Genomic DNA, 23114 nt, shown 5'->3' with positions numbered 1-23114 from the left:
TCATTTTGTTAGACAAATGTATGTCCCCCCTAAGGGATATTTCCTGTATAAAACGCGCACACGTCACAGGGATAATGTGAAGGGGCGCACGTTTGTACCGGTTGATGATACTTTTGGGCCTGACCTTTTTTGCTCTCTCCAGCAGGGGGGCGACAGCGCCTGATTCCGCTGCAGCTTTCTATTACGGGGATGCCATTCCCTGGGCAGAGCTGTCTTTGTACGACTACCCGGTGGTGGAACCCGGGCAGGCAGACAGCGTCCCCGCTGATTTTCGCGATCAATCCTTCTATGCCTATGTCAGCCTGGGTGAAGTGCTCGCCTCACGTGCCTACTTCTCCGCTATTCAGCCCGAGTGGCGATTGGGCAAAAACCCCAATTGGGGTTCCTTTATTCTCGACCAGTCTTCTCCGCAACTTCGTGCACTCTTCCTCGATGAGGTTTTCACCCCCCTCTGGGAGCAGGGCTATCGCGGTTTTTTCCTGGATACCCTGGACAGCTACCAGCTGGCGGTGACGGATGAGCCTGGCAGGCAGGCACAGCGTGCCGGGCTGGCGGCGCTGATCAATGCGGTGGGTGAGCGCTTTCCTGATGCCCGATTCATCTTCAACCGCGGCTTTGAACTGATGCCACTGATTACGGCGCAGGTTGACGCCATTGCCGCCGAATCCCTGTACCAGGGCTGGCAACCGGACAAGCAGACTTATCAGGCGATCCCCGAACCAGATCGTGCCTGGTTACTGGAAGCTTTCCGTCAAAGTCGGGAAACCTATGGGGTCGACAGCATCGCCATCGATTATGCGCCGCCTGCCGGCCGGGAGCAGGCGCGTAGTTTGGCTAAAAGTATTGCCGCACATGGCATCATCCCCTGGGTTACCAATCCGGCTATCGACAGCATGGGCGTGGGCATACGGGAAGTGGTGCCGCGCAAGGTACTGGTGATCCACGGAGGCAATGAAGAGCGTACCTGGGAATTGTCGGATGTGGTGCGCTACGGCTTGATGCCATTACAGTTTCAGGGGTTGGTGCCGGAAATTCTCGGTGTCGATGACCCTATGCCGTCCGGGGCGTTGCAGGGGCGGTACGCGGGCATCATGACCTGGCTGGAAACAGATGGCATCGCTTCTCCTGCCTTTGAGGACTGGCTGGTATCCCAGCGTGAAGCTGGAGTACCCATTGCCATGGTGGGGTATCCGGCGGTGGATCCACTGGGCCCCAATGGGGGGATCTTCGGCTTTCAGGGCCGCAACAACCCGCGCCAATTGCCCAGGGCGGTTACACAGCACCCTGATATGGGGTTTGAAGCGCCTTTGCCGGCCTTCATGCCAGTGGGGGAGCCGCTCTACAACACCCAGGTGACGACCCCCTGGCTGGAGCTGGTTTCCGGCACCCAGCACTACATGCCGGTGGCGATGACAGAGTGGGGGGGGTATGCCTTCAACCCCTATGTGATTCGTTCCACCCTGCCCACGGTTGAGGGCAAGGGTCTGGAGCGGTGGATGCTCAACCCGCTCACTTTTCTGCATGATGCCCTGCAATTGCCGGAGATGCCGATTCCTGATGTGACCACGGAAAACGGCAAGCGGTTGTTGTTCGCTCACATTGACGGGGATGGCTTCCCGAGTCTGGCCGAAGTGGAAGGCTATCAGGGGCAGCCGGATGCGCTGGTGTTGCTGGAAGAGGTACTGAAGAAATTCAAGGTGCCCACCACGGTGTCTATCATCGAGGCAGAGGTTTCGCCGCAGGGCCTGTATCCGAAAATGGCGCCGCGACTGGAGCACATTGCCCGGCAGATTTTCTCCCTGGCCCATGTGGAAGCAGCCACCCATACCTACTCGCACCCGTTCTTCTGGTACGACGCCGAAGAGTATCCCACCGAGCTGAATGGACCGGAGGGGCAGCTGCGCCTGCCTGTGCCGAATTACAGCATGACCTCGGAACGGGAAGTGGTCGGTTCAACCCGTTATATCGACGACAATCTTCTTCCGCCGGGCAAGAAAACCCGCATGGTGCTGTGGAGCGGAGATACCATTCCCAGCCCGGAAGCCCTGAAGCTGGCGCGTGAAAATGGCCTGCTTAACATGAATGGCAGTGACACCGTGATCACGAGAAGCTCGCCGACCTGGACTCTGATCAGAGGCATCGGGTTACCCAAGGGTGAGGAGTATCAGGTGTATGCGCCGAACCAGAATGAAAATATTTATACCAATGAGTGGAGTGGGCCTTTCTACGGTTTCAACCGGGTAATCGAGACCTTCGAATTGACCGAGACACCTCACCGGTTCAAACCGGTGGACGTCTACTACCACACCTACATCGCCAGCAAGAACGCCTCCCTGCAATCGTTGCTGGATGTCTATCGTTGGGTAGGAAAACAGGATCTGCATCCGGTTTTTGCGTCGGAATATGTACGCAAGGTGCTCGACTTCAACGACATGGTGATTGCCCGTGAAGGCGATCGCTGGCTGGTCCGTGGCGGCGGAGAGCTGCGCACCGTGCGCCTGCCGACGGCGCTGCCGCTGCCGGACATGACCAGCAGTGAAGGTGTGGCGGGTTACCACGAGGACAAGCCCGGTCGTTATCTTCATCTGGTCGGTGAGCAAGCCAGCTGGCAAGGCACTGCTTCGCCACAGGGCCCGTATCTGCAGCAGGCAAATGCCCGCCTGACAGCCTTTCAGAAACAGCCCGACGGGTTCCGTTTTTCCCTGCTCGGCTACGATGCTCTGTCATTCACCCTGGCCAACGTCAGCGGCTGCCAGCTGAAGCACAACGGCAGAGTGCTTTCCCCCACCCGTCGCAGTGGCGGCATCTATCACTACAGGAGTGCGCAGCATGGGCTCGAAGAGCTACGGCTTGAATGTTCGCACTGACCGCCTGAGTGTCGCCCGGTTGCCCGAACTTGCCATTTTGTTGACGGTGATTCTGGTGACCTTCTGGCTGGTGTTTCCGCGCAATCTTTCCGACATCCTGCGCAATTCCCATCTGGATGCGGTGAGCCTCAGCTACATGAAGGCATGGCTGCAAGCCAAACCAGATGACTATGAGCTGCGCTTGTTGCTGGCCAGGGAATTGATCGAACTGGGGGAATATGAGCAGGCTTCTTACCAGCTGGAGCTGATTCCGCGTGGCGAGCAATTTGGCTTCGAAACGGAAATTGCCTGGTTGACCTTGCGCCGTGACTTTATTCAGCTCATGGCGATCGAGCCGCCACAACGCCCGGGAACGGCTCTGTATCCACGGACCCGCGAAGGGCTGCAGGGGCTGGATATTAATGGTCTGAGTGCTGAAAGGGCGGATCAGGCTGCCGAAATGGCCATGGCCATGGGGCTGGTGGATCAGGCGGTACGTCTCTACCGCCAGTTGGCCGTCAATGGCCATGGCGCAGAGAAGCTGCACGCGCTTTCTGCCCGTCTGTTGCTGGGAGAGGGCCGCTACCTGGAAGCGGCGCAAGCTCACCTGGAGGCCATGGATGCCAGTGATGACTATGCGACCCGGCGCACGGCATTTCTCTCTGCACTGGAAGTGCTGCAAGCCGGAGAAAGGTATGAGGATGCGGTTCGTGTGATGCGCGAGCGTGACCAGGCCTTTTTGCAGGACAAGGATGTGTTGTACCGGTTAATGAATCTGTCGCTGGCCTGCGCCGATGTGTCCCAGGCACAACACTATGCCGTGTTGTTGCTCCGTCTTCCGGAGGACAACAATTGATGAAGTGGCGTGGAGTATTGTTTGCTGCCTTGCTGTTGAGTGGCCAGAGCCACGCGCAACAGCAGCCTGAGCCCTATGTGGAGTCGTACTATAACGACAGCTATCAGGTCTTTGTCGGCGCGGGCAACCTTGCCCGTGCCCGGCAGGTCATCGATAACGCCCTGTACTGGCGGCCGGGTGATGTGCGCTGGTGGGAACGGTTGGCCCAGGTAGCACGTTGGCAGGGAGATGCCCAGACGTCCCTGAAAGCCTGGCGCAAGGTGGCCGAACTGTCGGATTCCCGCCAGGCCTGGAATGAGGTCATGGCGTTGGCGCCGGCTGTCTACGATAACCGCTTGATGCTGGAGGCGTACCAGAAAACCCTCCGTGACAACCCGCGGGATGCGGCCTTGATTGAAAAAATTGCCCGGGAATATGAATTGCTGGGTCAGCCGGACGAAGGTGTGGCGTTTTTCCGGGACTGGAACCGTCGTTACCCAAGCCGACCAGCCCTCAGGCAGATGATGTTGCTTTCCCTGAATCAGGGGGCAGATCAGCAGGCGGCACAATACGCCCGAAACTACATGGATCGGTATGGCCCGCAGCACGACATGGCGCTGCATGCTTCACGGATACAATGGCTGCATGGTGATCGTGATGCCGCGCTGGATAACCTGTCAAAGGATGCGCAAGGGTTGGACTATTCCCCGCTGATCACCCGTCAGCTGGCAGTCATGGCCGCCGAGCAAGGGCGCTGGGATCTGGCCCAGGAAAACTATGAAAAGCTCATTGCCCATGACGATGACACCATTCCTGATCTCTACACCTATATCAATCTGATCCGTTACCGGGACCGGGATGAAATGGTGGCGTTGATGTCCCGGGCCTGGCGAAAGCTGGAGGATCCTGCTCTTGCGGTGGGGGTGCTGTATGCCCTGCAAGATCGAGGCGACAACATCGGCGTGCAGGTCTTTCTTGATCAGCTGAGTGGTGAGCAGCGGCAAACCCTGGAGCAATATCCGCCTTTCATGCAGTTCCAGGCCGCTTTCCAGCAACGTAACAACCGTCATAACGAAGCGCGCCGTTCGCTGCGTCAGGCACTTGTTCTGGCGCCGGATGATCGTGAATCGCGAATCAGCTGGCTGTGGCTGCATGTGGCAGCAGGCAACAAGGACATTCTGCGTCGCAGTCTGCGTGCCTGGGAAGATGAGGCTCGTCGCAGCAGTAGCTACTGGGAGGCCTATGCGGCGTCCTATTTGCTGCTGGGGGATACCGAGGCGGCGCTGCGTTACCAGAAAGCCATTTTGCAGCGCTCCCCCCGGGACTGGACCCGACAGTGGCAGTATGCACAGACCTTGATGGCAGCCGGGCGTACTGATGAGGCCTGGCCGGTATTGCGGCACCTGTGGGAAAACCAGCCGGAGCGAGTAGAGAAGGACCAGGCCAGCGAATACATCTACATGATCCAGGCGCTCAGCCAGTACTTCGAGAATGGCGATGCCTCATTGAATCGGGCCAACGCCGTTGCCAACGCTTCAGGCCAGCTGGACGACGCAGAAAAGGCTGAATGGCTGGCGCAATGGTCACAGCTGCAAACCAGCCAGGAGCTTGCGCTCGGTTGGTACCTGCGCAAGCTGCAGGCGAATGGTGAACTTCAGGGCGGAACGGCATTGGCGTATGCGTCCCTGGAATACGACATGGACGGTGTGGCACGCGCCCGTGATCGTTATGGTTTGAGTCTCTCCAGACAGGAAAAACTGGATGTGGAGTTGCAGCTCGATGAACCCGCCATGGCGGCTGCCACCTATGCCCTGTTGCAGCATCAGGCCCCCGAGTTGGCCGGCCGTTACAACGAGCAGGAGGAGCTGCTTTTACCGCTTTCGCGTTCCTCACAGCTGGATGCCGGAGTACAACGCATTGGCGCGCTGGATATCGAGGAATGGTTGTTCACCCAGTACCAGCCAGCAGGGCGCTTCAGCCAGTTCGCCGTGCAAGTGAATCAGCGGCGTTTCAGCAGCAATGATGAGACGCTGCTGATTATTGATGAAGAGGAAACCCGAATCGGTGCGTTCTGGAATTATCGCAGGGCCCGTTACCAGCACGAATTCTATGTGGGCCAGCGAACCCTGCTGGAAAACGAAGAAAGCATGGCTGCACTGGAGATGACGGCAGCGGTGCTCAGGGACTGGTCGTTGGGATTGCAGTATCAGTGGAGGATGCCGTCAGATGAATCGTCTCTGCTGATTCTGGGCGCATCCCGCACCGGGCATAAGCTAGCACTGGACTGGAACCCGACCCGCACCTGGCAGAATCGGGTGGATCTGGCGGATTACCAGTATCACGACCTCAATGATGAGGTGCTGGGTGACGGGCGCATAGTCAATATCGAGAGCAGCTGGCGCCCCTGGTTATCACGTTTCTCTCCGGGCATTCGCGTTATCCATACCCGCGCTGACTTTACCGAAGAGCGCCTCAGCATGGGCGATGTCAGACAGTTTATTCCTGTTGGGGAATCCGCCGCCGCCATTCCCCAGGATTACGACCAGACAGAGGTGATGTTGTTGCTGGGCTCGGCGGATATTCACATTCGTCCGCACCGGCTTCAGGCCTGGGCGGAGATTGGTTACAGCGAGAACAGCCTGTTTGAGGATGGCGTCAACGGGCGGCTGGGTATCGAAGGCCCATTGATCGGCCGTGATGCCTGGAAGTTGTTGCTGGAGCGGCAATTGAATACCGGTGGTAGTGATGAAGATAGCTACCGGGCGGCACTGGAATATCGAATTTACTATTAGGGAGCAATGTCATGAGAGTTCTCATCGCAGTGATGCTGATGATCGCAGTTGCGGGATGCACCCATGTCCGCAGCAGCAAGGGCGTCAATCTGTCAGGGGAGGGGACCTGGCTGGTTCTGCCGTTGGTTAATCGTACCGCGACTCCGCAAGCGGGCTTGCGGGCCTCGGCCATCGTCGAAGCAGTGCTGTATCGCCGTGGCGTGGCGCAGGTAGAAGTCTATCCGGAAACCGATAGCGCCGGCGTACTGTTTGAAGCCTCTTCCAGTGCCAGCCGCAACAAGATGGCACAGTGGGTCGCTACCCAGAATGCCCGTTACGTGGTGAGCGGGGTGGTGCATGAGTGGCGTTACAAGACTGGCGTGGATGGTGAGCCTGCCGTTGGCGTGATGCTGGAAATCCGTGAACTGCCTTCCGGTAAGGTCGTCTACAGCGGTACCGCCTCCCGAGCCGGTTGGGCGCGTGATTCGCTCAGTGAGATCGGTCAGAAAGTCATCGACAAACTCATCAAGCCGGTAGTGGACTGATGCTGGAACGGGTCGCCAACGGCAAACTGACGCAGTGGCTGTCCCCGTCCGTAAGGGTGGGCTGGTCCATGCTGGAGACAGTACTGCTGACGGCCGCAACTGTGGGCATCGGGCTGTGGTTACGCCCGGACGATCCCATGACGCTGACTGCCGAGTTCCACTGGATCATGCTGGTGCCATTGGTGATTGCCATGCGCTACGGCGGTCTGGTGGGCGTATGGGCCATGCTGTGTCTGATCGGTAGCTGGTTCCTGCTCAATACCTTTGGTGTGTATGGGCAGCAGCCGTTTCCGGAAGGCGCCATGCTGGGAGGCCTGATCTTCACTCTGGTCGCCGGGGAGTTTTCCGATCTCTGGCGGGTGCGGATGATGCGTGCCGACAGTGCTGCCAGTTATTCCCTCGAGCGGCTGCAAAACCTGACTCAGCGTTTTGTTCTGCTGCGTCTGTCCCATGACCGGCTGGAAGAAAATCTGCTGACCAAGCCCTATACGGTGCGTGATGCCCTGTTTCGGCTACGCACCCTGGCGCTGGAAGAAAGTAACGATGCCACCCTGCCTGGTGGGGACGATCTGCTTGGTATCCTGGCTGAATATTGCCAGTTGCAGCGGGCGGCGCTGTATCCCTGCCATGATGGCGTCATTAGTGATACCCCTGCGGCACTGCTGGGGGAGAACAAGCCTCTGGAAAAGAACAACGAGCTGCTGGCCCATGCCCTGGAGAATCAGTTGCTGGCCCATGTCCAGCAAGAGGGTGAAGAGAATTACCATGGTGCCTACATCGTTGCTGCACCGGTCTCCAACAGCGCCGGCAAGGTGATCGGCATGCTGGCAGTGGAACGCATGCCGTTCCTGTCGGTGAATTACGAAAACTTGCAGCTGCTGTCGGTACTGCTGAATTTCTATGCCGATGTGGTTTATGCCGGCAAGGATACCAGAGCGTTACTGGAGCAGTGGCCGGAACTCCCATTCCAGATGGCGCGGGAACTGGTAGCTCTGGGTCGTCTTCGTGAAGAAGGCAAGGTGGAAACGTCGCTGACCCTGTTTGTGGCAGACGACAGCGAACAGGCTGGCTTGATTCTGGATGCTCTGGCGCGGGGATTGCGCAGCCTGGATCTGGCCTGGTGGATATCGGATCGTACCCTGCTGATCATGATGCCCATGACCGGGGTGTCCGGCCTCGAAGGCTTTGTGTTGCGCACCGAGCAGTGGCTGCAGGATGAATTTGCTTTTATCAGCCTGCGCCAGGCCGGTGTTCAGTTCTTCTATCGTCACATGGATACCCGGCCCACCAATATCCAGCTTGTCGAGCTACTGGAGGCAGGCGGTGTCTAATTTCAAACTGCTCTTCATGGCTATCAGCTCGGAAATGGCTTCGCTGATGCTGTTACTGAGCGAAGACACCTCTGCCGGGCACTTCATCGCCTATCTGCTTGCCCATGGGCTGGCGTCGGCACTCATGTCCATAGTGGCGTGGCGTTTTCTGCCGCTGCGTTTCCGTACTCCGAAAATCCTGTCTTTGATGCTGATTTTCGGGTTTGCCTTTTTTATTCCCGCCATCGGGCTGTTCACTATTCTGGGTGGTGTGGTGGTGGGCGTCTGGTTGCCTGCCATCTTTCGTGAACGCCCCTTCCTGCTGGTGGACGCGCCATATTACACGCCGGTACAGGCTGCCACCGGCAGCACTTTCAGGCAGATTGATATTCAGAGCCTGTTGTCCAGTGATGACTCTCCGGATGCGCTGCGGATGCAGGGCATGCTGGTATTGAAGGACATGCCTGCCCGTGTCACCAGCAAGTTCCTGCGCGAATCTCTGGGCGATCGTTATGAAGACGTTCGTCTTTTGTCCTATGGCATCCTCGATCAGAAGGAAAAAGCCATCACCCGCGATATTGACCGCCTTTTGCAGTTGCTTGAGCGGGCAAAAAAGTCACGGCGTTACGGTCTCGCCCGTCGTCTTGCAGAGCTTTATTGGGAGCTGAATTATCAGGATCTGGTACGGGGTGATATCCGCACGCTTACCCTGGAGAAGGCCGCCTATTATGCCGATATGGCATTGATGGAATCACCGCAGGATGCGGGTTTGTGGGTGCTGCGAGGTCGTATCCAGCTGGCTCAGGGAAGTATCGGTGAAGCCCAGCAGTCGCTGGTGTTTTCCCGTCGTCTCGGACTGTCACCGAATCAGGTCAATCCGTGGCTGGCAGAGATTGCCATGGTGCGACGCCAGTTTCCGCTGGTGCGCCGCCTGATGAGTGAAATTTCCGATAACAGCCAGTTCACTCATCTCAATAAATCCGTTGAATACTGGAGAGGTAATGGGCTTTCCCACCGCTGACAAAGCTGACATCTGCCTGTTGCTCGAAGGCACCTTTCCGTTTGTCAGCGGCGGGGTGTCCAGTTGGGTCAACCAGATGATTCGGGGTTTTCCCGAATACACGTTTGCCTGCTGTTTCATCGGCAGCCGGCCGGAAGATTATGGCTCCATGAAATATGAGCTGCCGGACAATGTGGTGCATCTGGAAACCCACTATCTGCATAATCTGCAACGGGGCGCAGAAAAGCGGCCCATGAAGGGGGATGCCTGCGCCTATGAAAAGGTGGGCCAGTTTCATGAGCTGGTAAAAAGCGGCAAGCATCCGGAGCAGAAAGTGGCCATGCTCGAGGAAATTGTCAGCGAACTGGGTGATGGCAAGAAACTCTCGGAAGATTCCTTCATGCGTAGCCGTGCCAGCTGGGATTACATTTCCCGCTGCTATCGGGAACAGAGTCGCGATCCTTCTTTCGTGGATTACTTCTGGACCGTACGCATCATGCATTCCCCCATTTGGGCGTTGAATGACATTGCCGACAACCTGATTCCCGCCAAGGTCTATCACACCATTTCCACCGGTTATGCCGGTTTTCTTGGCGCCTTGCTCAAGCATCGCACCGGCAGGCCTCTGTTGCTGTCCGAGCACGGCATCTATACCAAGGAAAGAAAGATCGATCTGTTCCAGAGTGAGTGGATCAGGGATAACCGCGGGCTGGTGGAAAAGAACAACGCGGAGATGGCCTACTTTCGCGAGAAGTGGGTGAACTTTTTCACCGAGCTGGGCAAGCAGTGTTATCTGGCGTCCGATCAGATTGTGGCGCTTTATGAACGCAACCGTGAGCGACAGGTACTCGATGGGGCTCCTGCGGTAAGAACCTGCAATATCCCCAATGGCATTGATTTGCCCCGGCTGGAAAAAGTCCGTGAAGCGCGAGGCGATGAAGTGCCGAAGGTGGCCTGCCTGATTGGTCGGGTAGTACCGATCAAGGATGTGAAAACCTTCCTGCGCGCCATGCGTACCGTGGTCAATGATATCCCGGATGCCCAGGGCTGGATTGCCGGGCCAGAAGATGAAGATAGCGAATACGCGCAGGAATGCCGCGGTCTGGTGGCCAGTCTCGGGCTGGAAAAGAACGTCAAATTTCTGGGTTTCCAGAAGATTGATACCTTGCTGCCGAGGGTCGGTGTGCTGGTGCTCAGCTCCATCAGTGAAGCCTTGCCGCTGGTCATCCTGGAGGGCTTTGCCGCCGGTGTGCCCACGGTCTCCACTGATGTGGGGTCGTGTCGGCAGTTGATCGAGGGGCTGGGGCCTGAAGATGAAGCGCTGGGCAAGGCCGGAGAGATCGTCGGAATTGCGGATCCGGAGGGTCTGGGCAAGGCGGTTACCCGTCTGTTGACTGACAAGCCGGCATGGGTTGCCGCCCAGCAATCCGGCATCCGCCGGGTGGAGGCGCTGTACACCCAGGAATTGATGTTCTCCCGCTACCGCAAGTTGTACCGTCGTCTGATGGCCCGCAGTGGCGCGGTGGAGCAGGCCGCCCAGACACAGCAGGGAGGGCGTCGCTAATGGCAGGCATTGGCTTCGAACTACGCAAGCTGCTGCGCAAGGATACCCTGCTGGGTCTGATCCGTGCCTATACCTACGCCGGTGTGATCAGCTCCGGCCCCTGGGTGCTGTCGATTATTGGCATCCTGATTATCGGTATCTTCAGCCTGGGCACGGTGATTCCGGATGTGGCGGTGGCCCAGTTTCAGGTGTCCGTCACCTACCTGATTGCCACCAGCCTGGTGCTTACCGGCGGGCTGCAGCTGGCGTTCACGCGCTTCTGTGCGGACCGGGCATTTGAGAAACATGAAGAACTGATCCTGCCCAATTTCGGGGGCGTGACCCTGTTGCTGACCGCGGTGGCTGGTCTGTTGGGCCTGGCTGTGGTGATGTTCATGTTCCCGGCCGAAAGTATTCTGTTCCGGGCTTTGCTGGTGGCCTGCTTTGTGGTGTTGTGCAATATCTGGATCGCCACCATCTTTCTGTCAGGGATGAAGCAGTACAAGGCGATTCTGTGGCTGTATGGGCTGGGCTATTCCATTACCGTGCTTGCCGCCTATTGGCTGCGCTTCCTGAATCTGGAAGGGCTGTTGCTGGGTTTCCTGCTGGGGCAGGTGTCCCTGCTGACGGGCATGCTGGTCATGATCGTGCGCGGCTATCCGTCTACGCGGATCGTGTCCTTCGAATTGTTCAGCAGTAAATACCTGTTTGTGTCCCTGTTGTTTGTCGGTTTCTTCTACAACGCCGGAGTATGGGCGGACAAGGTCATGTTCTGGTACTTCTCCGGTACCGGCAGCGAAGTGATCGGTCCATTGCGCTCCTCGTTGATTTACGACATTCCCGTGTTTCTTTCCTATCTGTCACTGATTCCCGGCATGGCCGTATTTCTGGTGAGAATGGAAACGGACTTCGTGGAGTACTACAACAATTTCTATGGTGCCGTGCGTGGCGGGGGCTCTCTGTCCTATATCGAAGACATGCGCAACCAGATGGTGTTTGTGATCCGTCAGGGGATCTTCCAGATCCTCAAGATCCAGGCCATCGCCGCGCTGGTGATCATGGCCACCGGCGCCCAGATCTTTGCGGCTCTGGGAATTTCCGAACTCTACCTTCCCTTGCTGAAAGTGCAGCTGGTGGCGGCCACCCTGCAGGTGGTGTTCCTCGCTATCATCAACGTGTTCTGCTACCTGGATCAGCGGCGCATGCTGGTGTTGCTCTCAGGCCTGTTCCTGGTGCTCAACATCATCTTCACCGCCATCAGCCTGGATCTCGGCCCGCAATTCTTCGGCTATGGCTACATGGCTGCGCTGGCGGTGTGTGTGCTGGTGGGGCTGTGGCTGGTGAACCGCAAGATGAACGAACTGGAATACATCACGTTCATGTTGCAGTGACGCAACACGCAACACGCAACATGCAACACGCACCCAAGGCATGGTGTCCGTTGCTGAGGCTTTCGTTGTCCATTTGTGGGAGCGTGCTTGCAAGCGATTTGAGCTACGAGCGACGAGCTACGAGCTACGAGGAAAATCAAATGCCACCCCTGGATTGTACTCTGGTTTGTTTTTGATCTTCCTTGCAGTTCCCAGCTCGTAGCCCCAATCGCGGTGGAACCACCGCTCCCACAAAAGCCGGGGGAGCCCCATTGTGGGAGCTCTCTGTGCTCGTCAGGGTATGCTTGCAAGCGAATAGCCACCCCTTTCGTCTGCAAGCAGACTCCCACAACAAAACAGCTCCTGGACGACACCCCGGGTCTGGCTTTTGATCTTCCTTGTAGCTTGCAGCTCGCAGCACCAATCGCGGTGGAACCACCGCTCCTACAAAATAAGGGGGCTGCCAGGTTCCGGCCCACAGCATGCCCCTACCGGATGGTTCTTGCGTGGTGCATGTTGAGTGTTGCGTGAAGTAGCCACAGAGCGGCCAACGAGCGGCCCAAAAAAAACGGCGCCCAGTGGGCGCCGATAATAGTTTGGCTCGGGAGAGCTACACGGAGCGAACTCCGCAGTCGATGGATGGGACCTCATCGACCAAGTCATTATGTGGACAGGTGTTCGCATTCGCATTCGCCTTACAGACTTTTTGGCTGGCTCCTTAGGTCAATATTTGCACGACGTGCATTCAGGATTGGCCCGGCATCAGTCCACAGGGCCGCAAGCGCGATTGCCACAGCTTAACATGCTCTTTAAGTGACTGTTTTAGCTGGGATTCCAGGCCGTCAGGCCCGAAGTAATGAGCGTGCCAGCTCTTGAATGCCTCTGTTGCGGTTGGCTGAGCGGCCATCACCGCCAGGCTGTCCGCCAGTTTGCTACGTTGCCGCTGAGCCTCCGCCAGTGCCTTCTGTACCTTTGGTCCCCAGATATTGTCGAGCACATTGCGTAGTCGCTTTGCGCGAGTGCTGGCGCGGTTGCGGGGGCAGAGCACAGCAGGATCAACCGCAGCCAGCATCCGGTTTCCCCGTTCCAGGCTTTCCACTGCCTGTGCCTGGCGGCGTAAAAGCTGCCCCGCTGCCTGACTTCGAATCAGTTGCTCCAGGTGCAACTCCAGATCTACAGGCTGTTTCATTTTCCGGTTCTGTCCGTCAAACAAGGATGAGACCAGCATCTCCAGACCGGAAAGGGCACCCTGGCTGTCTCCGGCGGTAGCCGAGGGCGACAGGCTGAGAAAATGGCGCAGCTCCGGACCGGCGGCCAGTGCATTCCATCGTAGTCTGGGCAGGGTGGCCTGCTTGTTCTCGATAACCTGCTTTAGCACGCTGACCAGCTCGGGGTTATCCAGTGCACCGCTGGCCAGGCAGGTCTGCGCCTGTTCAATGAAGCGTTGTTCGTACTGCAGACGAAGGGACGCTGCCTGCAGTTTGCCCAACGCACTGTTGCGTTGACTGACCAGAGCCATCAGGTCGCAATGACGCAGCTCGATATAGTCGAGCAGATCAATGCGGTGCTCTGGTAACGAATGGCCAAGATCACGGTCGGAAGGATAGAGACGCAGTGGCAAGGGAGCTGGATCTGGTACCGGCAGGTCGGTGATACGAGACAACCGTTTCAGATAATCCTGCCAGCGGGCCGCATGAGGATCCGCGCCCAGTGACTGCCAGAGTAACAGCGCTGCCACTGTGCAGATCAGAAAAACCAGGCTCCACCAGACCCGTGGTTTCATGGCGATACCTCACGTTGCGCGACACTGGTTGGCCAGAGGCGCTTGGCTGGGGAAAGCCTTTCAGGGTACACGGAATTGCAGTACCGATGTGCTATGTTTGTCCGATTCATAGAACAAGGAAAGTCACTGATGCCAATGTCGTTCGCTACGGTTTTTCGCCTCCTGCTGATCACTCTCAGCCTGATGCTGGCGGCCTGTGATGACAAGCCGGATACAGATTCGCAGGCAGCCCATGACCAGCAAACAACAGAGTCGGTCACGACAACGTTAACGCAGCTGGACAACCGTTGGCAGCAGCATCTGGCATCCTCTCCCGCTGGCACCATCAGTGCCATGGCACCGATCACGGTGCGCTTCAGTCACCCCGTGTTTGAGCAACACAAGGTGGGCCAGCCGGTGTCAGGGGTGGTCAGTCTGAAGCCGGAGATCCCTCACCAGGCCGTGGCCGTTGCCGACGATCGTCTGGAAATACGGGCTGATAGCCCACTGAACGCAGGGCAGGCGTTGACTCTCAGCCTGTTTGCCCAGGGGCTGACCGGTGTGGATGACCAGATCCCGCCTGCCGTTTTCGAGCTTCAGGTCATGCGCCAGCAACTCAGTTTGACCGTTGAATCCCTGCTGCCAGCGGATGACGGCAACACCATGACGCTGTCTGGCAATCTGCAGACCCGTGATCTGGCCGGGCCGGAACAGGTCGAGCAGGCGCTCCGGGCCATGGGGCCCGGTGAACCGACCCTGAACTGGCAGCATGACGGTGCCGGCCTGCAGCACGGCTTCACTGTGACGGGCATCGCCCGGGGAGATAGCGAAGGCAAGCTCACGCTGGCCTGGAACGGCGCCCCGCTGGGGGTAGAAAACCAGGGTGAGCGCCATTATGCGGTCCCGGCCCGCGCTACCTTTGCGATCACCAATGTGCGCGCGGTGAATTACCCCGAGCCCCACCTGGAAGTGAATTTCTCCGAACCGCTGCAGGGTACCCAGAACCTCATGGGACTGGTGACCCTGGATCGTAATCTGAAACCGCGTACCGAAGTGGATGGCAGCCGGCTGCGCATCTATCCGGACGACAACAGCGAGGAAACGGTACGGCTGGTGATTGAGGGTGGCGTGCGCTCCGCCAAAGGCGTGCGGCTGAACAAGAAACTGGAACAGAGCATCACCCTGATGATGTCCCGGCCCGGAGTGCGCTTCGTGGGCGAGGGCACCATCCTGCCGGATGGCGATACCCTGAGCGTACCTTTCGAGGCGGCCGCCGCCGGTTCCGTCAAGGTTCAGGCCTTCCGGGTGTTTGATGACAACATGGGCATCTACCTGCAGGGCAGTGATCTGGACAAGGGCTACCAGGACAACCGCACTGGCCGTTATCTGTGGCAGAAGACTCTGGACCTGCCCGCCACGGGGGATGGCTGGCAACGCTACCATCTGGATCTTACCGAGCTGATGGCGCAACAACCCAACGGTCTGGTCATGCTGACCCTGACCCTGGATGGCGATGACATTCTTTACGATTGCCCCGCTGGTGCCCTGACCCGCAAGACCACGCTACCGGAAAACTATGAGGGCCCGGGGCAGGACTCCCCGGACGATCAGGTCAGCCGCTACTATGACGACGCCGGTTATCTGAGCTGGTACGAGCAGGATAATCCCTGCTCGGACAGCTATTACCGCTACAACGATCTGGCCTCCAGCACCCGTGCCTTTCTGGCGTCCAACATCGGCCTGATTGCCAAGCAGGGCGAGAATGATCGCCTACATGTGGTCGCTACCCAGCTGAACGACAATACGCCGGCGGCCGAGGTGGCCGTGAAAGTCTATAACTACCAGCAACAGCAGATCGGCATGGGCCTCACCGATGCCGAAGGCATGGTGCAGCTGAAACTGGACGGCACCCCGTTCTATCTCAAGGCCAGCAAGGATCGTGACACCGGCTTTCTCAAACTGGCTCGCAACCGGGCGCTGCCCACCAACCAGTTCAATACCGGTGGGGTGCGAGTGCGCGACGGCCTGAAGGGATTCTTCTATGGCGAACGGGATGTCTGGCGTCCCGGCGACGACATCTATCTGACGTTTATTCTGGAAGACGAAAACGACCAGATCCCGGAGGATCACCCGCTGACCCTGGACTGGTTCGACCCCCGCGGTAACAGGATTAACAGCTATACCCTGGAGGCCCCGCTCAACGGCTTCTATGCCTTCACGCTGAGTACGGAAGAGGATGCGCCCACCGGTAACTGGCGGGCCGTGGCCCGGCTGGGCCAGCGTTACTTTGATACCCCGGTGCGGGTGGAAGCGATCAAGCCCAACCGGCTGAAGATCGAGCTGACCCTGCCCGACAAGATCGCCGCCAACCAGGCCGAGCCGGTGGGGCTGTTCACCCAGTGGCTCAACGGCGCCACTGCCTCCACCCTCAAGGCCGATGTGAAAGTGCGCAGCCGGGCGGTGACTACCCGCTTCGACGGCCTGGACGCCTATGGCTTTGATGATGCCACCCGTGCCCTCGGCAGCGAGCCTTTTACCGCCTTCGAGGCCAGCGTGAACAGCGAGGGCAGGGCGGAGTTCCCGCTGACAGTGCCGGCCGAGCAGCCCCCGGGGATGATGCGCGCCACCCTTACAACCCGGGTGTTCGAAAACAGTGGTGACTACAGCACCCAGATTCGCAGTGTGCCGGTGTACCCCTATAACAACTGGGTCGGCATGCGCATTCCGCAAGGCAGTGGCTGGGGCGGCGCCCTGGCGCGCAATGAGCAGCATGGTATCGATCTGATCAGCGTGGACCGTGAGGGCCAACCCCAGGCCGGGCGTCCACTGATGCTGACGGTATATGAAATCGATTGGCGCTGGTGGTGGGACAGGGCCGGTGATGATCTCACCCATTTCATCAGTGATCCGCATACCAAGGTGATTCGCGAAGCGCAGCTCACCACCGATGCCCAGGGGCGCGGTCAATGGACCCTGAACGGGGAAGATTATGAGTGGGGGCGGCATCTGATTCGGGTCTGTGATCAGCAGAGCGAACACTGTGCCTCGCAAACCGTTTATCTGGGCTGGAGCTGGGATCAGGCATCCGGCAGTCAGGATGCGGCGACCCGTCTGAGCCTCGGCGCAGACCAGGACCGCTATCAGGTGGGTGACATCGCGCGCATCGAGCTGCCCGCTATCGTGGAAGGGCGCTTGCTGGTGAGCCTGGAAAACGGATCCGAAGTGCTACAGCAATACTGGCAGCCGGCCACCGGCGAAGCCCAGACCCTGGAGATTCCCGTCAGCGCCGATATGGCGCCCAACGTCTATGTACACGTGGCCCTGCTGCAACCCCATCAACGTAATAACGACCGGCCCATCCGTCTCTATGGCGTGGTGCCGCTGCTGGTGGAGGACCCGGCCACCCGGCTGGAGCCGGAAATCGATGCCCCGGCGAAGGTGAAGCCCGAGGAAACGTTTACCGTGGCGATACGTGAGAAACAGGGCAAGGCCATGGCCTACACCTTGGCGCTGGTGGACGAAGGCCTGCTCGGCCTGACCAATTTCCAGACCCCGAATCCTCACGATGCGTTCTATCAGCGCGAAGCGCTGGGCGTACTCACCTGGGATCTGTTCGATCTGGTAGCAGGCGCCTACGGCGCCGAGCTGGATCAGCTATTGGCGCTGGGGGGTTCTGACAGCGGCGATGATGGCCGTGACAAGCAACGCCGCCGGTTCCCGCCGGTGGTGGCGTTCCTCGGTCCATTCAGCCTTGAGGCCGGTGCTGCTGCCAGCCATGAAATTACCCTGCCGCCTTATATGGGACAGGTTCGGGCCATGGTGGTGGCGGGCGACAGTGGCGCCTATGGCAAGGCGGATACTGATATCACCGTGACCCAGCCGCTGACTCTGCTGAGCAGCTTGCCGCGGGTGCTTGGTCCGGGTGAAAGCGTGTCTCTGCCGGTCACCGTGTTCGTCACGGAAGACAGCATTAACAAGGTCGATTTGTCAGTGGAGGTGGACGACGCGCTATTCAGCGTGGACCAGGACACCACCAGCCTGACCTTCACCGGTCCCTCGGACCAGATTGCCATGCTGCGCCTCACGGCCAAACAGCAGACCGGGATCGGTGACATCACCGTGACCGCGAGGGCTGGCAAGCATAACGCCAGCGAGACGGTGCATCTGCCGGTGCGGGCCCCCAATCCGCCCACCACCCGAGATACCTTCAAGATGCTGCAGAAAGGCGAACTGTGGGCACTGGAAACCAACCCCCATGGCCTTCCAGGTACCAACAGCGCGTCGCTGGCGGTGAGCACCCTGCCGGCCATGGGGCTGGAGCGCCGTTTGCAGTATCTGCTGCGCTATCCCCATGGCTGTATCGAGCAGACCACCTCGGCGGCATTGCCGCAGTTGTATCTGTCCCAGCTGATGAATTTGAGTGAGCAACAGAAGCAGGATATCCAGACCCATATCGATGCGGCCATCACCCGACTGCAGCGCTTCCAGTTGTCCAGCGGTGGTTTCAGCTACTGGCCGGGACTGGCCGATGCCAATGACTGGGGTACCACCTATGCGGGTCACTTCCTGCTGGAAGCGCGGCGGCTGGGTTATGCGGTGCCGGCCTCGGTGCTGGATAACTGGGAAGCCTGGCAGATTCGACGCAGCCAGACCCTGGGCGAGCGCCCCTGGCAATGGAATGCGGAAGCCTACCGCCAGTACACCCTGGCGCTGGCAGGCAAGCCCCAGGTGGGCGCCATGAACCGCTTGCGTGAACGTCTGCAGATGGCGCAAAAGGATTACCGCGGCAGCAGCAGTTATCACAGTGGTCGCTGGTTGCTGGCCGCCGCCTATCAGCAGATGGGCCTGTCCGATGTGGCAGCCGAACTCACCACCCTGAGCAGCGACAATGTGCAGCAGGATGGCGCCAGCTACACCTATGGTTCAGCGCTTCGTGATCAGGCAATTCGACTGACCGTGAGCCAGGCCCAGGGTCGTGACCAGCAAGCCTGGGCGCTGGCCAAAGACATTGCCGAACAGCTGTCTGCGGATCACTGGTACAGCACCCAGACCACCGCCTGGTCACTGATGGCCATGGCCCGATATGCAGGCAGCCAGAGTGATGACAAGTCCTACGCCTATGCGGTGAAAGAAGGTGAGGGCGGTTGGCAGGATATCGCCGCCACCTCGCCGGTGACCCGTCAGCCGCTGGCCAGCGGTAAGCAGGCTCTCACCGTGCGCAACGACAGCGAGCGCAAACTGTTTGTCACGCTAAGCCAGACCGGCACACCCGCGCCGGGCAACGAGCAGGCCCTCAGTGAAGGGCTGTCGCTCAGCGTGCGCTTCCTGTCTGACGGCGCGCCGATCAACCCGGCCAGCCTCAAGCAGGGGCAGGATTTCACCGCCCTGGTCACGGTGCAGAATCTCACTGGCCGCACCCTGGAAGATGTGGCGCTGACCCAGATCCTGCCCTCCGGCTGGCAACTCACCAGCAGCCGATTGGATGGCAGTGCAGACAACAGTGAAGGTGTTACCTGGCAGGACCTGCGTGATGACCGGGTCATGCATTATTTCGATCTCAAGCCCGGTGCCAAAAACAGCCTGACCCTGCAGGTAGAGCTTAACGCCTCCTTTGCGGGCCGGTACTATCTGCCCGCCTGGAGCGTGGAAGCCATGTACGATGGCCGCTATCAGGCGCGTAGCAAAGGCCAATGGGTCGAGGTGAAAAGATAAGGACGCTGAATGCCTGATGCCGGATGCCGGACGAGAATCCAGCCCGTCCGGCGTCCGGCGTCGTGCAATCCTGTCATCCAGTCTCGCAACCCTTAATCACGAATTGAATCAAGGAAAAAGCAGCCATGATGAAATGGCGGTTGATCCTGTCCAGCACCGCTCTCGCGGTGGTGTTGTGCATGTGGTACTACACCTTCGTCTGGCAACAAGGCCAGCCACCGGAAGGTGGCGTGAAAGTAGTACAACAACGCAGCAGCGACGGGGTCGACTGGTACATTACCCTCCATGACACCGGGCAGACCCATTGGCAGGCCAACGGCAGCAACTTCGAGCTGACAATCGACAAGCTGGGCAATGATGGTTTTGCGGTGGACCTTGAATACCAGAGCGGCCAAGTGCGACGTCACGTTCAGCAGAAACTGCGACTGGAACCCGGCCTTAGCCTGATCGCCGCCTTCGGTGAAGATCAATACAGCGAAACGCCCAACCGGGTGCTGCTGGATCGGGTGGTGGGGGGAGAATAGTCACGAGCTACGAGCTACGAGCTACGAGCTACAAGCTACAAGCTACAAGCTACAAGCTACACCGATTGGATTAAGAAAGGCCGACAAGTTCCCGGGTTATCGGCATTTCTACGAAGCCGCTGTGGGAACGTAGCGAAGCGGAGTAACGCACGAAGTGAGGCCCGAAGGGTGAGCGAAGCGAATAACGAGCCTGCTCGCGATCCGAGCCTAAGCGAGGTAAGGATTCCAGAGGCTCTGTTCGAACTGCAGGAGCTCGAGGTGCGAACCTGCGGTGAAAGTGGCACTTGCCTGGAAGGCGAATGCTCGCCTGCAGTTTCATCGGACCGATAAAGGTGTTTGTCCTCGCCGCGACGTACCCTGACGAGCATAAAGGCCCAAAGGGGTGTAACGCGACACCCCTCTGGCATTCCGGCCATTCCCCGGTATGGGAATGGCGCTCCAGCGGGCAAAACATGTTTTGCAAACCCCGCTTACGCCCCCCTTGCCCCGACTCCGTTCGACTCGCTCCGCGGGCACACTCCGGTACTCACGATCTGGCGGACGCAAAAAAGACTCGCTCCGCTCAGACAGGTTTTTTGCTCTGCGCCGCCAGATCCTTCCGTTCCTCGATTCACTCTAACGGGGACGATGCCGCGCTGATGGCATTGGCATTCTTTTCTCGCGCAAACGTTCGAGATAGCTGTAGGAGCGGTCGTTCGACCGCGATCCGAGCCTCGGTGAGGTAGGGACTCCAGAGCCTCTTTTTGAGCCGTAGGAGCTTGCCTGCAAGCGATCCGAGCCTAAGCGAGGTAAGGAGTTTCGAGTTGCGAGAAGCGAGTTCAGAAAGTCATAACCCTGAATATCTTGCCTGGTTGTTTTTGATTTTCGAAACTCGCTTCTGGAATCCCTGCCTCGTCGAGGCTCGGATCGCGAGCAGGCTCGCAAGCTCCCACAGCAGGCTCGTGCGAGTCTTGTCGGATGCAAAAAGGCCCGCCCGGTAACCCGGGCGGGCCTTTTTGCATCAGGCGTCTGGCGCCTTTGTTGCTTACTTGTCAGAGCTTTAGAAAGAAATGCGAATCCCGGCACCCACCGCATCCAGCTTGGCATCGTTGTCAAAACGCAGGTATTCCGCGTAGACATACAGCTTGTCCATAATATCCACGGTGGCGCCGAGGCCGCCGAATGGATCAGAGGAGGAGTCGTCATCACTGAACGAGCCGTTCTTGATGTCCACATCGGTGCTGGCAAGACCAGCCTTGCCATAGAGGCCAACCGGGCCCAGTTCAAAACTGAGCAGCCCGGCCACTGTCAGTGCGCCGCCTTCAATGGTGGTGTTGTCGTCGGCTTCCAGCTCGCCGAAGTCATAATAGCCCACCTCGGCACCAATCAGTTCGATAGGACGCCAGCCAAGGAACAGGGCACCGGTGGTGCTGCTGTCGTCAAAATTCACGTTCTCGATGTTTTCGTCCACTGAGACATCATAGAGACCGGCGCCGATGTAGAACTCCGCGCTGGCCAGGGGGGCGAGGGCCAGCAGGCCGGCGCCAAGCAGAAGCGAGTAGCGTTGTTTCATTATTGTCTCTCCCTGAGTGATGATCCTGTACAGTAATACCCGATATGACGTTCCGGCGTAAGAGGAAAAGAATGGCAGTGAGACCGGGTTTGTATCTTCAACAGCAATGGCTCGAAGGGATGATCTTTGACCTCGATGGCACTCTGGTGGATTCCCGGCTGGATTTTTCCGCTATCCGCTCGGAGCTGGACTGCCCTGAAGGTATCGGGGTGCTGGAATTTATTGCCACGCTGCCGGTGCAGGAGCAGCCTGACGCCCACGCGGTGGTGCTTAGGCACGAACGGGCCGGGGCCGAACGGGCAGAGTGGATGCCGGGGGCACAGGCTTGTCTTCAGCGCTTGCGGGCAGCGGGTATCCCGGTGGCGATCCTGACCCGTAACGCCAGTGATATTGCAAAGCTGACACTCTCACGGCTGGGGGCAACGGTGGATTGTTTACTGGCTCGTGAAGATGCGCCACCCAAACCGGCGCCAGATGGATTGCTGCATATTGCCAGGCACTGGCAGCTGCCTGTTAAGCAACTGGCCTATGTGGGGGATTTCCGTTTCGACCTGGAAGCCGCGCACAATGCCGGCATGGCTGCGGTTTACTACGATCCGCAGGGCTCAGCCGAACACAGCCCGTTGGCTGACATCATCATTAACCATTTTGATGAGTTGCTGCCGGGGGACCGCTGAGGAGAGGCCTTAGCGCGGCCGGCGCAGCATGCCCCAGTGCATCACCGCACCACCGGGAAGATAGCCATGGTGAGCAATTTCAAAACCGAAGCGCAGATAGAGCGACACGTTTTCCGGATTGTGGGTATCCAGATACGCGGGTATGCCCTCACGATCAAGCTTTTCCAGGGTGGGTTTCAGAATCGCTGAGCCCAGCCCTTTTCCCTGCTTGTCCGGCTCCACCCCGAACGTACTCAGATAATAATGCGGTTCATTGATGATGGTGTTCTGCATGGCATGCATGTCTTCCAGTGCATTGAGCTGGCGCTGAATCGCCATTGGCCCCTGAACAAACAGCGCGGGAATCACGCCGAGTCGCAGTAAATCCATCTTCGAATGCTCAATGGCATCGGAAGGAAGCCACAGGGCGGCGCCATCCGTGCTGTTTCCATTACAGATAATGTCGCCGTTCAGTGCCGTATGCCGGAGCAAGAAGCGGAAAGAATGGAAGCACTGTTGTGGACGCCTGGCGTGGTTCGGGAAGAAATGGACAAAAAGCGGGTCGTCGTGAAATGCGCGACTCAGCATTCTGGCAAGCGTATCGGTCTGTGCATGGAACTGTGTAGTCATTAGTGAACTGATCCCGTTCTTTATGTGTAAACGACTCACACGCTGGCGGATATGCTGG

Annotated in this window: 14 protein-coding genes; 11 read left to right on the top strand and 3 right to left on the bottom strand. The window is 58.6% G+C overall.

What is annotated here, in order from left to right:
• Positions 1-92 precede the first annotated feature (92 nt).
• From MWU49_RS04195 to pelG, 8 genes are read left to right on the top strand one after another with little or no spacing between them, the layout of a single operon-like run.
• Complete coding sequence (locus tag MWU49_RS04195) at positions 93-2867, top strand: endo alpha-1,4 polygalactosaminidase (RefSeq protein WP_246968552.1); 2775 nt, start codon at positions 93-95, stop codon at positions 2865-2867.
• Positions 2851-3702: a tetratricopeptide repeat protein gene (locus MWU49_RS04190; RefSeq protein ID WP_246968550.1), complete on the top strand. Its 852-nt coding sequence runs from the start codon at positions 2851-2853 to the stop codon at positions 3700-3702. Before MWU49_RS04195 ends, MWU49_RS04190 begins: the two co-directional genes overlap by 17 nt.
• Entirely contained in the window at positions 3702-6473 is a 2772-nt protein-coding gene (locus MWU49_RS04185) for a tetratricopeptide repeat protein (protein ID WP_246968548.1), read from the top strand. Before MWU49_RS04190 ends, MWU49_RS04185 begins: the two co-directional genes overlap by 1 nt.
• Positions 6474-6484: 11 nt before the next feature.
• Positions 6485-6997 carry a hypothetical protein gene (locus tag MWU49_RS04180; RefSeq protein WP_246968546.1) on the top strand — a complete coding sequence of 171 codons (513 nt, stop codon included), beginning with the start codon at positions 6485-6487 and terminating at the stop codon, positions 6995-6997.
• On the top strand, positions 6997-8328 hold the full coding sequence (locus MWU49_RS04175; RefSeq protein ID WP_246968545.1) for a PelD GGDEF domain-containing protein: 1332 nt from the start codon (positions 6997-6999) through the stop codon (positions 8326-8328). The genes MWU49_RS04180 and MWU49_RS04175 overlap by 1 nt, the downstream gene beginning before the upstream one ends.
• Complete coding sequence (locus tag MWU49_RS04170; protein WP_246968544.1) at positions 8321-9328, top strand: hypothetical protein; 1008 nt, start codon at positions 8321-8323, stop codon at positions 9326-9328. Before MWU49_RS04175 ends, MWU49_RS04170 begins: the two co-directional genes overlap by 8 nt.
• Positions 9309-10871, top strand: coding sequence for a GT4 family glycosyltransferase PelF (gene pelF / locus MWU49_RS04165; protein WP_246968543.1), 1563 nt, complete (start codon positions 9309-9311; stop codon positions 10869-10871). Before MWU49_RS04170 ends, pelF begins: the two co-directional genes overlap by 20 nt.
• Positions 10871-12241, top strand: a complete 1371-nt coding sequence (pelG, locus tag MWU49_RS04160) for an exopolysaccharide Pel transporter PelG (RefSeq protein ID WP_246968541.1) — start codon at positions 10871-10873, stop codon at positions 12239-12241. Before pelF ends, pelG begins: the two co-directional genes overlap by 1 nt.
• A 724-nt stretch (positions 12242-12965) precedes the next feature.
• On the opposite strand, the gene MWU49_RS04155 is transcribed toward pelG, so the two are convergent.
• Positions 12966-14003, bottom strand: coding sequence for a DUF3080 family protein (locus MWU49_RS04155; RefSeq protein WP_246968539.1), 1038 nt, complete (start codon positions 14001-14003; stop codon positions 12966-12968).
• Positions 14004-14132: 129 nt separating this feature from the next.
• Between MWU49_RS04155 and MWU49_RS04150 the strand changes: the two genes are divergently transcribed.
• Both MWU49_RS04150 and MWU49_RS04145 read left to right on the top strand, forming a co-directional pair.
• Positions 14133-19694 (top strand): MG2 domain-containing protein, encoded by a 5562-nt coding sequence (locus tag MWU49_RS04150; RefSeq protein WP_246968537.1) that lies wholly within the window; start codon positions 14133-14135, stop codon positions 19692-19694.
• Between the two features lie 125 nt (positions 19695-19819).
• Complete coding sequence (locus MWU49_RS04145; protein WP_246968534.1) at positions 19820-20218, top strand: hypothetical protein; 399 nt, start codon at positions 19820-19822, stop codon at positions 20216-20218.
• Between the two features lie 1039 nt (positions 20219-21257).
• On the opposite strand, the gene MWU49_RS04140 is transcribed toward MWU49_RS04145, so the two are convergent.
• Positions 21258-21770 carry an outer membrane beta-barrel protein gene (locus MWU49_RS04140; RefSeq protein ID WP_246968532.1) on the bottom strand — a complete coding sequence of 171 codons (513 nt, stop codon included), beginning with the start codon at positions 21768-21770 and terminating at the stop codon, positions 21258-21260.
• Between the two features lie 71 nt (positions 21771-21841).
• Between MWU49_RS04140 and MWU49_RS04135 the strand changes: the two genes are divergently transcribed.
• Positions 21842-22447, top strand: a complete 606-nt coding sequence (locus MWU49_RS04135) for an HAD family hydrolase (RefSeq protein WP_246968529.1) — start codon at positions 21842-21844, stop codon at positions 22445-22447.
• Positions 22448-22456: 9 nt separating this feature from the next.
• Here MWU49_RS04135 and MWU49_RS04130 read toward each other — a convergent pair whose 3' ends face one another.
• Positions 22457-23056 (bottom strand): GNAT family N-acetyltransferase, encoded by a 600-nt coding sequence (locus MWU49_RS04130; protein WP_246968526.1) that lies wholly within the window; start codon positions 23054-23056, stop codon positions 22457-22459.
• Between the last annotated feature and the right edge of the window lie 58 nt (positions 23057-23114).

Source organism: Alcanivorax sp. S6407 (assembly GCF_023016115.1).
Classification (GTDB): Bacteria; Pseudomonadota; Gammaproteobacteria; order Pseudomonadales; family Alcanivoracaceae; genus Alcanivorax.
The sequence above is the reverse complement of the archived record's forward strand: the minus strand, read 5'-3'. Positions and strand labels throughout refer to the sequence as shown.